Here is a 13,792-nt window from a genome sequence, read left to right as displayed (position 1 = left end):
GGTTGGCGCGGCTCCAGGAGACTCCCACATGAGCTATCACTACGACGAGCGCATTGACGGCGCGCTCGCGACGCACGATAAATCCACAGTCGTCGCGCAGTTGCAAGCGCTGATCCCCGACCTGCAACTCCTCTATGAACAGGAAGATTTGCGCCCGTTCGAATGCGACGGCCTCGCCGCCTATCGCGCGACGCCGATGCTGGTCGCCCTGCCCGACAAGGTCGAACAGGTTGAGGCGCTGCTGAAATTCGCCAATGTGCAAAAGATTCCCGTGGTCGCGCGCGGCGCCGGCACCGGTTTGTCGGGCGGCGCATTGCCGTTGGACAAAGGCATTCTGCTGGTGATGGCGCGTTTTAACCGGATTCTCGAAGTCGATCCCGAGGCCGGCATTGCCCGCGTGCAACCCGGCGTGCGCAACCTCGCGATCTCGCAGGCGGCCGCGCCCCATGGCATGTATTACGCGCCGGACCCCTCGTCGCAGATCGCCTGCTCGATTGGCGGCAACGTCGCGGAAAACGCGGGCGGCGTGCACTGCCTGAAGTACGGACTGACCGTCAACAACATCCTGAAGCTCGAGATTCTCACCATCGACGGCGAGCGCATCACGCTCGGCTCGGATGCGCTGGACGCGCCCGGTTTCGATTTCCTCGCGCTCTTCACCGGCTCGGAAGGCATGCTCGGCATCGTCACCGAAGTCACCGTGAAGCTGCTCACCAAGCCGCAAAGCGCGAAGGTGCTGCTCGCCAGTTTCGACGACGTCGAGAAAGCGGGCGCCGCGGTCGCACAGATCATCGGGGCGGGCGTGATCCCTGGCGGCCTCGAAATGATGGACAACCTCGCGATCCGCGCGGCGGAAGACTTCATCCACGCAGGCTATCCAGTCGATGCTGAAGCGATCCTGCTGTGCGAAGTCGACGGCGTGGAAAGCGACGTGCAGGACGACGTGGAACGAGTCGAGGCGCTGCTGCGCGCGGCGGGCGCCACCGATATCCGCCTCGCGAAAGACGAAGCCGAACGCCAGCGCTTCTGGGCCGGCCGCAAGAACGCATTCCCGGCAGTGGGCCGCATCTCGCCGGATTACTACTGCATGGACGGCACGATCCCGCGCCGCGAATTGCCGCGTGTGCTCAAAGGCATCGAAGATCTCTCGAACGAATATGGCTTGCGTGTGGCCAACGTCTTCCATGCCGGCGACGGCAACATGCATCCGCTGATCCTGTTCGACGCGAATGCGCCCGGCGAGACCGAACGCGCCGAAGCCCTCGGCGCGAAGATCCTCGAACTGTGCGTGGCGGTGGGCGGCAGCATCACCGGCGAACACGGCGTGGGCCGCGAAAAAATCAACCAGATGTGCGCGCAGTTCAATAGCGATGAACTGAGTTTTTTCCACGCGCTGAAAGCCGCTTTCGATCCAGGCGGCCTCCTGAACCCCGGCAAGAACGTGCCGACCCTGCACCGCTGCGCCGAATTCGGCTCGATGCATGTCCACCACGGCGCACTGCCCTTTCCTGAACTGGAGCGTTTCTGATGCTGATCGAACCGATATCGACGGACGATAGCGAACGGCTCGTCGCCGAAGTCTCGCAAGCGTGGGCAAGCGGTGCGCCGCTAAAGATTCGCGGCGGCAACAGCAAGGCTTTTCTCGGCCGTCCGGTGCAAGGCACGCACATCGACACGCGCTCGCATCGCGGCGTGGTCAGCTATGATCCGACTGAACTCGTGATCACCGCGCGCGCCGGCACGCCGGTCGCCGAACTGAACGCCGTGCTCGACGCGGCCGGTCAGATGCTGTCCTGTGAGCCGCCAACGTTTGACGGCACGGCCACCGTCGGTGGCATGGTCGCTGCCGGCCTCGCCGGTCCGCGCCGGCCGTGGTCCGGTTCGGTACGCGACTTCGTGCTGGGTTGCCGAGTCATCACCGGTCAGGCGAAGCATCTGCGCTTTGGCGGCGAAGTGATGAAGAACGTCGCGGGCTACGACGTTTCGCGCCTGCTTGCCGGCAGCTTCGGCTGCCTCGGCCTGATCACCGAGGTGTCGCTCAAGGTGTTGCCGAAGCCGCGCGCGCTCGGCAGTCTCACGCTCGATCTCGATGTGGGCGAAGCGCTGCGCGAATTGTCGGCGTGGCGCAAGGCTGCGTTGCCGATCGGTGGCGCGGCTCACGTCGACGGCCGCCTGCATGTGCGGCTCGAAGGCGGCCTGGGGTCGGTGGCCTCGGCTGTGGATCGCATCGGCGGCGCCGAACTCGATCTGCGGTTCTGGGACGCTCTGCGCGAGCACCGCCTGGCGTTTTTCGACGACCCGCGCCCGTTGTGGCGCCTCTCGCTGCCGAATGCTTCGCCGCTGACCCGCTTGCCCGGAGACACGCTGCTCGATTGGGCCGGCGCGCAACGCTGGCTCAAAAGCGACGCCCCCGCGGCAACGATCCGCCAGCTCGCGCACGCCGCAGGCGGCCATGCGACCTGCTTCACGCCACGTGTGGACGCCGAGCCGTTCACGCCGATGCCGCAAGCGCTGCTGCGCTTTCATCAGCAGTTAAAGCAGCAACTCGACCCGCGTGGCCTCTTCAACCCCGGCCGCCTTTATGCCGGCCTGTGAATGCGGGTCTTGAGCATCGGCCTGTGAACCTCAGCCTGTGAACATCGACCTGTGAAGCCCCGAAGGCGAACGACACCATGCAAACCAATCTCAGCGACGCCGCCAAAACCCTGTCGCGCGCCGACGAAGCCGAACAGATCCTGCGCTCCTGCGTGCATTGCGGCTTCTGCAACGCGACCTGCCCGACCTATCAGCTGCTCGGCAACGAACTCGACGGCCCGCGCGGCCGTATCTATCTGATCAAACAGATGCTGGAGGGCGAGCCGGTCACGCAGAAAACCCAGTTGCACCTCGACCGCTGCCTGAGCTGCCGCAACTGTGAAACCACCTGCCCGTCGGGTGTCACCTATCACGCGCTGCTGGATATCGGCCGCGCCGAACTGGAGCGGCGCATTGAGCGCCCTGCCTCGGAACGCCTGCTGCGCGAGGGTTTGCGCCGGGCGATCCCGAATCCGGTGGTGTTCGACGCGCTGCTTAAAACGGGCCGGGCCATGCGGCCGTTTCTTCCGGCCGCGCTTGGACGTAAAATCCCCAAGCGAGGCGCTCAGGCAAATACTGGGACAAAACCGAGGCCGGCGTCGCGGCATCCGCGCAAAATGCTGATGCTGGAAGGCTGCGTGCAACCCGCGCTGTCACCGAACACCAACGCGGCCGCCGCGCGCGTGCTGGACCGGCTGGGCATCCGCATCGTGAATGCCAGCCGGGCCGGCTGCTGTGGGGCGACCGATTATCATCTGAATGCGCAAGACGCAGGCTTGGCGCGCGCACGGCGCAATATCGACGCGTGGTGGCCCGCCATCGAAGCCGGTGCCGAAGCGATCGTGCAAACTGCGAGCGGCTGCGGGGCGTTCGTCAAGGAGTATGGGCATCTGCTGCGCCACGACCCTCCCTATGCGTCAAAAGCGCAGCGGGTCAGCGAGCTGACGCGAGACCTCGTGGAGGTATTGGCTAACGAGCCGCTCGATCAGTTGCAGGCGAATCAATTGCCGGGGAAGTTGGCAGCGGATTTGGCAGCTAAGTTGCCAGCGAGTTTGCCGGCGAATTTGCCAAATGAAGCGCCACAGAAAATCGCGTTTCACTGCCCCTGCACGTTGCAGCATGCGCAGAAGCTGGGCGGCGCGGTCGAGTCGGTCCTGCAACGGCTCGGCTTCGATCTCACCGCCGTGCCCGACGCCCATCTGTGTTGCGGATCGGCGGGCACGTATTCCATTACCCAGCCGGAGCTTGCGGAAAGATTACGGAGCAACAGGCTCGATGCACTGGAAAGCGGCAAGCCCGAGATGATCGTCACGGCCAACATCGGTTGCCAGACCCATCTGAACGGCGCCGGGCGCACTCCGGTGCGCCACTGGATAGAACTTGTAGAAGCATCCCTACCATAAACGAAACAGGAAATTCATTATGCTGAGCAAACCCGTGTTGTCCGTTGCCGAAACGACCCGAATCCTCGAAGCCGCCCGCGCGGAAGCCGAGAAGAACCAGTGGGCCGTCGCTATCGTGGTGGTCGACGATGGCGGCCACCAACTCGGCATGCTGCGTCTGGACGGCAGCGCGCCGGCCAGCGCGTACATTGCGACGGAAAAAGCCCGCACGTCGGCGATCGGCCGCCGTGAAACCAAGGTGTACGAAGACATGATCAACAACGGCCGCATGGCATTCCTGAGCGCGCCGTTGCAAGGCACACTGGAAGGCGGCGTGCCGGTGATCGTCGACGGCCAGGTGGTCGGCGCGGTCGGCGTGTCGGGCGTCAAGTCGGATCAGGACGCGCAAATCGCCAAAGCGGGTATTCAGGCAATCGCCGCTTAAGTTCGGTATCCGTTCGCTACACGTTCGGGATTCGTTCAAAGCGGTATCAATAAAAGAAAGAAACACAACACGGACCGGTGCCCCCACATCGGTCCCATTCAAAGATGGAGCAGTCGATGACTCAGATGAACCCGCGCGGTGGACTGCAAGTCGCCGCCAACCTCGACCAGTTCGTCGAAACCGAAGCCCTGCCCGGCACCGGTATCGAAAGCGCCGCATTCTGGTCAGGTTTCGACGCCCTCGTGCACGAGCTGGCGCCCAAGAACCGTGCGCTGCTGGCCGAGCGCGACCGCCTGCAAACCGAACTCGACACCTGGAATCGCGCCAATCCGGGCCCGGTACGCGATCTGCGCGCGTACCGCGCCTTCCTCGAAGGCATCGGCTACATCGTGCCGTCGCCGGCGAACGTCAAAGCCACGACCGACCAGGTGGACACCGAAATTGCCGAACAGGCCGGCCCGCAACTTGTCGTGCCGCTGTCGAATCAGCGCTATGCGCTCAATGCTGCCAACGCACGCTGGGGCAGCCTGTACGACGCGCTGTACGGCACCGATGCGATCCCCGAGACCAACGGCGCTGAAAAACAGAAAGCCTTCAACCCGGTGCGCGGCGCCGCGGTAATCGCTTATGCACGCAAGTTTCTCGACGAAGCCGCGCCGCTCGCGAACGGCTCGCACGCCGATGCCACGCTTTATAGCGTCGAAGGCGGCAAGCTCGTCGTCACGCTGAAGAGCGGCAAGACCGAACTGAAGACGCCGGCGCAGTTCATCGGCTATCAGGGCGACGCGAGCGCACCGTCCGCCGTGCTGTTGAAGCACAACGGCCTGCACTTCGAAATCCAGATCGACGCGAACGATTCGATCGGCAAGACCGATTCGGCGCACGTGAAGGACGTGCTGGTCGAAGCCGCGGTGAGCACGATCATCGACTGCGAAGACTCTGTTGCAGCCGTGGATGCCGACGACAAGGTCCAGCTCTATCGCAACTGGCTCGGCCTGATGACCGGCGATCTGACGGAAGAAGTCACGAAGGGCGGCAAGACCTTCACGCGCCGTCTGAATGCCGATCGCGTGTACACCGCCGCGAACGGCACAGCACCGGTCGTGCTGCATGGCCGCTCGCTGCTGTTCATCCGCAACGTCGGCCATTTGATGACGAATCCGGCCGTGCTGACCATAGACGGCCACGAGATTCCGGAAGGCATTCTCGATGCTGTCATCACCACGCTGTGCGCGCTGCACGACCGCAAGCACAAGCTGAATTCGCGCACCGGCTCGATCTATATCGTGAAGCCGAAAATGCACGGCCCGGCCGAAGTCGCGTTCGCGAGCGAACTGTTCGCGCGCGTCGAAGACCTGTTCAAGCTGCCGCGCAACACGATCAAGATGGGCATCATGGACGAGGAGCGCCGCACCAGCGTCAACCTGCTCGCCTGTATCGGCAAAGCGTCCGAACGTGTCGCGTTCATCAACACGGGTTTCCTCGACCGCACCGGCGACGAAATGCACACGGCGATGGAAGCGGGCCCGATGATGCGCAAGGGCGACATGAAGTCGAGCGCATGGATTGCCGCGTACGAACGCAGCAACGTGCTGGTCGGTTTGAGCGCGGGCCTGCGTGGCCGCTCGCAGATCGGCAAGGGCATGTGGGCGATGCCCGACCTGATGCACGCCATGCTCGAACAGAAGATCGTGCATCCGAAGTCCGGCGCGAACACCGCATGGGTACCGTCGCCCACCGCCGCGACGCTGCACGCGCTGCATTACCATCAAGTCGACGTGCAGGCGGTTCAGCAGGAACTCGAACGCACGGACTACGCGAAGGTGCGCGACGAACTACTCGACGGCCTGCTGACGATTCCGGTCGTCGCCGAAGCGAAGTGGAGCGCGGACGAGATCCGCAGCGAAATCGAGAACAACGTGCAAGGCATTCTCGGCTACGTGGTGCGCTGGGTCGATCAGGGCGTGGGCTGCTCGAAGGTGCCGGACGTTCACAACGTCGGCCTGATGGAAGACCGTGCAACGCTGCGTATTTCCAGCCAGCACATTGCAAACTGGCTGCATCACGGCGTGGTGACGCGCGAGCTGGTCGAAGAGACCTTCAAGCGCATGGCGAAGGTGGTCGACGAGCAGAACGCGGGCGATCCGCACTACAAGCCGATGGCGCCGGGCTTCGACACGCTGGCGTTCAAGGCCGCGCAGGCGCTGGTGTTCGAAGGACGCCAGCAGCCGAGCGGCTATACGGAACCGTTGCTGCATAAGTTCCGGCTGGAAGTGAAGAAGGAGCAGTAAAGGCTTTTTGGGCGGTGGCTTGGGTATAAGGCTCGATCTTTCGGGCCCGCCTGGGTCTCAGCCGCGAACCAGGCCGGAAAAAGCCGGGCGCCGCATGATGCGGCGCCCGTTTTAATTTGCGCGGTAGTGCTGCGCGTTGCTTCTGCGTGAAGCGTTTGCGGCGGCCTCTTACACCTTAAGCCGCTTCTGCCGCGTACTGCGCCGGCACGCCGGCCTGCATATTCGCCTGCAGATACGTTTGCAGATAAGCTTCGAACTCTTCCTTCACTTCCGGATGACGCAGCGCGAATTCCACCGTCGCCTTCAGATAGCCGAGCTTGCTGCCGCAATCGAAGCGCGTGCCGAAGTAGCGGTACGCGAGAACCTGCTCTTCGGTCAGCAGCGATTGCACCGCGTCGGTCAATTGCAGCTCACCACCCGCACCCGGCTTGAGCGCGCGGATATGCTTGAAGATAGTCGGCATCAGCACATAGCGGCCCACCACGCCGAGGTTCGACGGCGCCTTGTCCGGTGCCGGTTTTTCGACGATGCCAGACAGCTTGATCACATTGTCTTCCCACTCGCGGCCGTCCACCACGCCGTACGAACGGCTGTCCTCGCGCGCGATGGTTTCGACGCCGATCACCGAGCTGTGATAGTGGTTGAACGTGTCGACGAGTTGGCTCATCACCGGCTTCGAGCTGTGCAGCAAGTCGTCAGCCAGAATCACGGCGAACGGGCTGTCGCCCACCAGTTTTTCGGCGCACAGCACCGCGTGGCCCAGACCGAGCGCTTCGGCCTGACGCACATAGAAGCAGTCGACGTTGGCCGGCTTGATGCTGCGCACGAGGTCGAGCAGCTTCTGCTTGTTGCGCGCTTCGAGTTCCGCTTCGATCTCGTAGGACTTGTCGAAATGATCTTCGATGGCGCGCTTGCTGCGGCCCGTCACGAAGATCATCTCGGTGATACCGGCGGCAATCGCTTCTTCAACCGCGTATTGGATCAGCGGCTTGTCGACGATCGGCAGCATTTCCTTCGGGCTTGCTTTGGTAGCCGGCAGGAATCGTGTCCCGAGGCCCGCTACGGGAAACACGGCTTTGGTGACTTTCAGCATGGTAGGCATTCCCACATCGGTTAGAAATTAGTGTGTCGCGGGCCTGGCGGCCACTCGATGTTGCCGAAAAGACTAACAAAAAATTAATCCATCTCAGGCGTGAATATTTTTCGATTCAAATAAATAAATCGATTCTCTTTCGATATTCCGGATCGTGGCATGCATCAGGAAATAATTACGTATCGAAATCGAATTATTTTCGGGAAATCCGAAAATTTTACGTATTCGGCGAAACGGACAGCGGGGAGTCTCGAGCGAGTCCGGGCGCGCATCGCGGACGCGCTTGAGGTTCCCAGGTACCGCTCATTCGTTCTCGTCGAGTTGGGGCAGCTTGGCCGGGTTGATGCGAAAACGGCGGATCGGCTCGTTGCGCAGCGCTTCCCGGTAGGCGGACGCGGCGACAAGGAACAGCAGCACGGCAACGCCGGCGAGTAAATGCAGGTTCATGACTTCACCTCGGGTCAAGAGAATCCGTGCCTTAAATTAGCACGACAAAACCGGCAAATAATTCGTTGTAGCAAGTGCTTAAGCCTAATTACAATTCGACACAAAATCGTCATTTAATTCAATTCGATACGCAATTTTTTATCGATTTTTTGCCTCCGCGGTGCACTAGCATGTGATGCACCGCGGGCGCGCACGGCGTGCCCGGGAATAAGCATTTTTCTCCTTCATAAGGACCGCGCATGAGCGACTCAGCACTGGATGCCGCCGGCTCATCCCTGCCCCTCCCCCCGTCACGGCCGGCCGCCGCGCCGCGCGCCCAGAGCGAAGCGCGCGCCGACGGCGCCGGCAAGGAACATGTAATCGACGCAATGCGGGGCTTCGCCGCGCTTCTGGTCGCATATTTTCATTGCCGCCAGGTCGAATGGGTCGGTATGCAGACCTTTCACCAAAGCGTCGGGCATTCATTCAGCCTGAGTACGATTGCCGCCTATCTGACGTTCCCGATTGCGTGGGGTTCGGCCGGTGTGCCGATTTTCTTCGTGATCAGCGGTTACTGCATTCACCGCGGCGGCGCGCTGCGCCTTGCAAAAAATCCCGACTACCGGCTCGACACCGGCAATTTTTGGGTGCGCCGTTTCGCGCGCATTTATCCGGTGCTGCTTGCGGCGCTCGTGCTGACTTTTGCACTCGACTGGGTCAGCTTGCAGTTGCCGCCGGTCAATCACAAGATCCGCGAGATCGGCCTGCAGGCGTTTCTCGTCAACCTGTTTTCGCTGCAAGGCGTGGCCGGCAAGACGTATGGGTCGAACGGCGCGCTCTGGACGCTATCGCTCGAAGTGCAGTTCTACGCGATCTACCCGCTCCTATTCGCGCTGCGCCGGCGTCTGGGCATGACGTCCGTGCTGGCGATCGTCGCGGTGATCAATGTAGTGTCCGCCTATGTGCTTGAGCGCCACGATATCCAGTTCTTCACGTCCTATTGGTTTTCGTGGACGCTCGGCGCGTGGATCGCCGATACGAAGGCCCGTACCGCTCGGGATGCGCGCTCGTCGGCCTGGCTCTATGTGCTGGCTGCGGCGTTCATCGCGCTCGGTTGTGCGGCGTTCCATTTCGGGCAGTACGGCGCATTCCAGCTCTGGGCGGTCGGTTTCGCGTTCTACCTGTATAAGGCGCTGGAGCGCCCTAATGCTGATAAGACCGATGGCCCAGGCGTGCGCCTCCTGTCGCGCTTCGGCGACTTCAGCTTCTCGCTGTATCTGATCCATCTCCCAATCTTCGTGCTGCTGTCGTCGGTCCTGTTCCGCTCGTCACTGCAAATGTCGATCTGGCCGTCGTTCGGCTACATGCTGGTGGCCGTGCCGGTAGCGTACGTGTTCTACCGGCTGGTCGAACTGCCGGCGATGAAGTGGTCGGCGAGTTTCAAGCCGCGCACGGCACGATAAAAAAACGGAGCGAAGGCCCTCAGGGCTTTCGCTCCGCTGCGCTAACGACAGGGACCGGCCCAGTCCCTGCCTACCCCCGCGTTAAATCGCCTCCCCCAACCATCTGCCTGACCATCTGCCTAACAGCGCGCGCAAGCACCTCAACGCCCCGCCACGCGCTTCAGAATCCGCTCGACACCTTCCACATAGGTCGCAGTCCCGAACCGGCTCAACGCCGTCTGATACCCATTCCTGACCAGCTTATTGCGCAGTTCGTCGTTCGAGCGCAATTCAGCGAGCGTATCGGCAAGACCGTGTGCGTCGCCGGGGGTGCACAGCACGCCGTTTTCGTAGTCGTCGATGATCTCCAGCACGCCGCCCGCGCGTGCAGCCACCACCGGCCGCTGCGCCAGCATCCCCTCGACGATCACGCGACCGAACGGCTCCGGCGTGATCGAAGTATGAACGACGGCATCGACTGCGCACATGCAAGCCGGTATGTCGTGCTGGAAGCCGAGAAAATGCACTCGGTCGCCGAGGTTGTGCGTGGCGACGAAGGCATGCAGTTCGATCTCGTATGCGTCCTCGCCGAACAACGGGGCACCCACCAGCACCGCATGCATCTGCGGATTGAGGACCATCGCCTCGAGCAGCACATGTTGCCCCTTCCAGCGCGCGAGGCGGCTGAACGAGCCGACCAGAAACGCGTCCTGCGGCAAGTTCAGGCGCCGGCGCAGCGTCGCTTGCGGAACGGTGCGCAAGGCGTCGAACGGTGCTGCGGAAATACCGTTGAACACCACGTCGATACGCTTTTCGTCGAAATGCGTGAGCTCCGCGAAGGCGCGAGCGGAAGCCGCCGAGTTGGCAATCACGTGCGTGAGACCTAAACGCGCGCACCACTTGATGATCGCCAGTTGCTTGCCGCCGAAATGCTCGGGACTCACGATATCGCGCAGATGCCAGACCACCGGCCGCCTCGCGAGCTTGCCGGCAATCGCGCCGATCACCATTGCGCGCTGCGTGTTGGCGTAGATCACCTCGGCGTTGCGTGCGTGTTTCGCGGTGGCGCGCACGAGCGACATCAAACCCTTGAGCGCCTGGCCCTTCGGCAAGGAACCGCCTTGTTTGCGGACATTGCGCAATGCGCCGGCGTCCAGCACGTTGACGGTCACGCCGGCCTTGGCCAAAGCAGTGCGGAACGGGCCATCGTCGAACAGCACGACTTCGATGCGCGAACGCAAGGCTTTGACGATTTCCAGCAGCGATAACTCAGCGCCGCCGAGCACGCCGCTCTGGTCGACCGCGAGAATGCGCGGCGCGTTGGCAGCCGCCTCTGCTTTATAAGGGACGTACGGCGGCAGCGTCGCCGAGCGCAATGCCGGCACCGAAGCCCGCACGTGTGCGAAGAAACGCTCCCGGAAATGGGCGGCGGAGAACTGCTCGGCATTCGCGCGGCAATCCATCGGAGAAAAACGCTTCACGTGGTCGTCGAAACGCTCAACTGCCGCAATGATCGACTCGGCGTTCTGCTCGTCGAAGAACATGCCGGTGGGCCGCGATTCAGACAGATCGCGCACGGTTTCAAGCGCCCCGCCCTTGCCGTAGGCGATCACCGGCGTACCGCACGCCTGCGCTTCAACCACTGAAATGCCGAAGTCTTCTTCCGCGGCGAACACGAAGGCTTTCGCGCGGCTCATCTTTTCCTTGAGCACCTTGAACGGCTGGTAGCCCATGATCTCGACATTGGGCCCCGCCTTCGCGCGGATCTTCTGCATGTCAGGGCCGTCGCCGATCACCACCAGCTTGCGCTCGGGCATCCGCGCGAACGCCTCGACGATCAGATCGATCTTCTTGTATGGCACCATCCGCGAGGCGGTCAGATAGAAATCATCCTTTTCCGTGCACAGCGAAAACGCTTCGACGTCGACGGGCGGAAAGATCACTTGCGCTTCGCGCTGATAGACCTTCTTGATCCGCCGCGCGATGAAGTCGGAGTTCGCAACAAAGCCGTCCACGGAGTTCGACGTGCGGATATCCCAGTTGCGGATGTAGTGCAGAATCAGCCGCGCCATTGCCGACTTCGGACCAGCGGTCAGCTTCGACTGCTGCAGATACTGGTGCTGCAGATCCCACGCGTAGCGGATCGGCGAATGCACGTAGCTGATATGCACCTGGTCGGGGCCGGTGAGAATCCCTTTTGCAACGGCGTGGCTGCTCGAGATCACCACGTCGTAGGCCGACACGTCGAGCTGCTCGATCGCGAGCGGCATCAACGGCAGATACGTGCGGTACTTGGTCCGCGCGAGCGGCAGTTTCTGGATGAACGAGGTCGTGACCGGCTTGCCGCGCAGGAAGCTGCGGTCGTCGAGAAAATCGACGAGACTGAACAGGTCCGCGTCCGGAAAGCACGCGACGATCTGCTCGAGCACCTTCTCGGCGCCCGCATAGGTGACGAGCCAGTCGTGCACGATCGCGACACGCACCGTCTTATCGCTGCGCAACGCCGTGCGGCGCGGCGGCGCCTGAACGCCGGGAACGGTGGTGAGTTCAGCCAGTGCGCTGCGCGTCGCGGGTTGCAGCACGGCTTCTTCAAGGACTTCGTGGTTCATGCGCTTTTCCTCGGATTCAGTCGCAACAGCAGTGAACGCGCAAGATCGCGCAAAGCGGGTGTCATCGTGATTGACCAGGCGACGTTCGCGCCGACCATCAATACGCCGGCGACGATCGCCAATGCGAGACTCGGCAGGAAGCTGGCAAGCCACAGGCTGGCCAGCAGAAAAGCGAGGTGGGCGAGCATGTCGAGCGCGATCTGGCGCGCGCGAATCGCCGACAGACGCAGCAGCACGGCGTAATCGAACAATGCCCGGCCGGCCACGGCCATCGCCGCGCCGGTCAAACCGAAATGGGTGATGCCGAGCCACAAAGCCCCTGCAAACAAGGGCAATTCGAACAAACCGACGCGCGCGGCGGTGGCCGGATTGACCTGCGACTGGATCAGAATTCGTGTGACGTTCGCCTGGCCGACGAGCCACACGGCGACGATCATGATCCGGCCCACCGGCGCCGCCACGGTGGCAATCTCATTGCCGACCCACAGATGCAGGAACGGCTCGAGTACGAGCATGGCGACCAGCGCGACCGGCGTGAACACGCCGTTAAGGAATTCGAGCGACTGTTGCGTGATGGTGTCCGCATCCGCGCGACCCACGGCAGACAGGCGCGGAAATAACGTACGCACCAGCGCGGTCGGCACGATATTCAAACGCGTCACGAGGTTCTGCGGCACCGTGTAATAGGTAACGAACCGCGCGCCGAGACTCGTGCCGAGCATCACCCGGTCGAGCGATTCCGCGATCATGTTGGTGACACTCGCAATCAGCATCCAGCCGCCGAAGTTGAAGAGTCCCTTCGCCACGCCGAGCTGCGGCGGAAGAATGCTGCGGATTTCCAGCACCTTCAGCGCGGAACGGCCCAGCAGAATCGCCGCGAGAATCCGTGCGAATACTGCTGCGGCCAGCACGTTCTGCAAGGTCGCCCCCATCCACAGCGCAGCGCCGAGCGGGAGCAACTGGAACAGGAAGGTGCCGATGGTCTGATTGGTGTTGTAGACGCCGAAGCGTTCCGCGCCGTTGATCGCACCTGCGAACACCCACGACACGTTGGCAATCGGAATCGCCACCGCGAGCCACGGCAGCGCCATATAGACCTCATGCTGCAACTCCGGCGACACCTTGGTGAAGTACGCGGTGTACAGAAACGCGCCGAAATAGATGATCAGGCCGCCGATCACACCGGTCGCGAGATTGAGCCACGTCGCGCTCCAGAACACGCGTGCGCTCTCGCCCTTGTCGCCCGAGGCGCGCGCCTTCGAGATGTGGTTCTGCGCGGCCATGCTCATGCCGAGATCGAGAATCCCGAAGTAGCCGATCAAGGTCCACACGAGACTGATCACGCCGTAGCGCTCGACGCCGAGCAGCTTGATATACGACGGCACGGTCACGAGCGAGACGAAAGTCGGCAGCACCAGTCCGAAGAAGTTGATCGCTACGTTCTTGAGAATGCCTTTGTCCATCGGATGCCTTGGGTTAAATCAGTTGCCTGATGATTCATTCGAAAGCCGTCGTGCCGCGAGCGTCACG

Annotated in this window: 10 protein-coding genes; 6 read left to right on the top strand and 4 right to left on the bottom strand. The window is 62.4% G+C overall.

Annotated elements, in window-relative coordinates; translation table 11 throughout:
• The first annotated feature begins 28 nt into the window (after positions 1 to 28).
• The 5 genes from glcD (at position 29) to GNZ13_RS11890 (ending at position 6,692) form a co-directional block, all read left to right on the top strand.
• Positions 29 to 1,528, top strand: a complete 1,500-nt coding sequence (glcD, locus tag GNZ13_RS11910) for a glycolate oxidase subunit GlcD (RefSeq protein ID WP_172163935.1) — start codon at positions 29 to 31, stop codon at positions 1,526 to 1,528.
• Positions 1,528 to 2,595, top strand: a complete 1,068-nt coding sequence (gene glcE / locus GNZ13_RS11905) for a glycolate oxidase subunit GlcE (RefSeq protein WP_172163933.1) — start codon at positions 1,528 to 1,530, stop codon at positions 2,593 to 2,595. The genes glcD and glcE overlap by 1 nt, the downstream gene beginning before the upstream one ends.
• A 77-nt stretch (positions 2,596 to 2,672) precedes the next feature.
• A complete protein-coding gene (gene glcF, locus GNZ13_RS11900) occupies positions 2,673 to 3,977 on the top strand; it encodes a glycolate oxidase subunit GlcF (RefSeq protein ID WP_172163931.1) in 1,305 nt (434 codons plus the stop codon).
• Positions 3,978 to 3,996: 19 nt separating this feature from the next.
• Positions 3,997 to 4,401 carry a heme-binding protein gene (locus tag GNZ13_RS11895; RefSeq protein WP_172163929.1) on the top strand — a complete coding sequence of 135 codons (405 nt, stop codon included), beginning with the start codon at positions 3,997 to 3,999 and terminating at the stop codon, positions 4,399 to 4,401.
• Between the two features lie 116 nt (positions 4,402 to 4,517).
• On the top strand, positions 4,518 to 6,692 hold the full coding sequence (locus GNZ13_RS11890; RefSeq protein WP_172163927.1) for a malate synthase G: 2,175 nt from the start codon (positions 4,518 to 4,520) through the stop codon (positions 6,690 to 6,692).
• Positions 6,693 to 6,867: 175 nt separating this feature from the next.
• On the opposite strand, the gene galU is transcribed toward GNZ13_RS11890, so the two are convergent.
• Both galU and GNZ13_RS11880 read right to left on the bottom strand, forming a co-directional pair.
• A complete protein-coding gene (gene galU / locus GNZ13_RS11885; RefSeq protein ID WP_172163924.1) occupies positions 6,868 to 7,785 on the bottom strand; it encodes a UTP--glucose-1-phosphate uridylyltransferase GalU in 918 nt (305 codons plus the stop codon).
• A 303-nt stretch (positions 7,786 to 8,088) separates the two neighbouring features.
• Entirely contained in the window at positions 8,089 to 8,232 is a 144-nt protein-coding gene (locus GNZ13_RS11880) for a hypothetical protein (protein WP_172163921.1), read from the bottom strand.
• A gap of 239 nt (positions 8,233 to 8,471) precedes the next feature.
• Between GNZ13_RS11880 and GNZ13_RS11875 the strand changes: the two genes are divergently transcribed.
• On the top strand, positions 8,472 to 9,674 hold the full coding sequence (locus GNZ13_RS11875; RefSeq protein ID WP_172163918.1) for an acyltransferase family protein: 1,203 nt from the start codon (positions 8,472 to 8,474) through the stop codon (positions 9,672 to 9,674).
• A gap of 140 nt (positions 9,675 to 9,814) precedes the next feature.
• On the opposite strand, the gene GNZ13_RS11870 is transcribed toward GNZ13_RS11875, so the two are convergent.
• Entirely contained in the window at positions 9,815 to 12,262 is a 2,448-nt protein-coding gene (locus GNZ13_RS11870) for a glycosyltransferase family 4 protein (RefSeq protein ID WP_172163915.1), read from the bottom strand.
• Positions 12,259 to 13,725, bottom strand: coding sequence for a flippase (locus tag GNZ13_RS11865; RefSeq protein ID WP_172163912.1), 1,467 nt, complete (start codon positions 13,723 to 13,725; stop codon positions 12,259 to 12,261). The genes GNZ13_RS11870 and GNZ13_RS11865 overlap by 4 nt, the downstream gene beginning before the upstream one ends.
• Positions 13,726 to 13,792 lie beyond the last annotated feature (67 nt).

It is taken from the genome of Paraburkholderia elongata (assembly GCF_013177735.1).
Classification (GTDB): Bacteria; Pseudomonadota; Gammaproteobacteria; order Burkholderiales; family Burkholderiaceae; genus Paraburkholderia; species Paraburkholderia elongata.
This window is presented reverse-complemented; position numbering and strand designations above follow the sequence as displayed.

Excerpts from the sequence above, each read along its gene's own strand:
- GNZ13_RS11865 (WP_172163912.1), bottom strand. The coding sequence starts at position 13,725 with ATGGACAAAGGCATTCTCAAGAACGTAGCGATCAACTTCTTCGGACTG.
- GNZ13_RS11890 (WP_172163927.1), top strand. The coding sequence starts at position 4,518 with ATGACTCAGATGAACCCGCGCGGTGGACTGCAAGTCGCCGCCAACCTC.
- glcE (WP_172163933.1), top strand. The coding sequence starts at position 1,528 with ATGCTGATCGAACCGATATCGACGGACGATAGCGAACGGCTCGTCGCC.
- GNZ13_RS11875 (WP_172163918.1), top strand. The coding sequence starts at position 8,472 with ATGAGCGACTCAGCACTGGATGCCGCCGGCTCATCCCTGCCCCTCCCC.
- GNZ13_RS11895 (WP_172163929.1), top strand. The coding sequence starts at position 3,997 with ATGCTGAGCAAACCCGTGTTGTCCGTTGCCGAAACGACCCGAATCCTC.
- glcF (WP_172163931.1), top strand. The coding sequence starts at position 2,673 with ATGCAAACCAATCTCAGCGACGCCGCCAAAACCCTGTCGCGCGCCGAC.
- galU (WP_172163924.1), bottom strand. The coding sequence starts at position 7,785 with ATGCTGAAAGTCACCAAAGCCGTGTTTCCCGTAGCGGGCCTCGGGACA.
- GNZ13_RS11870 (WP_172163915.1), bottom strand. The coding sequence starts at position 12,262 with ATGAACCACGAAGTCCTTGAAGAAGCCGTGCTGCAACCCGCGACGCGC.
- GNZ13_RS11880 (WP_172163921.1), bottom strand. The coding sequence starts at position 8,232 with ATGAACCTGCATTTACTCGCCGGCGTTGCCGTGCTGCTGTTCCTTGTC.
- glcD (WP_172163935.1), top strand. The coding sequence starts at position 29 with ATGAGCTATCACTACGACGAGCGCATTGACGGCGCGCTCGCGACGCAC.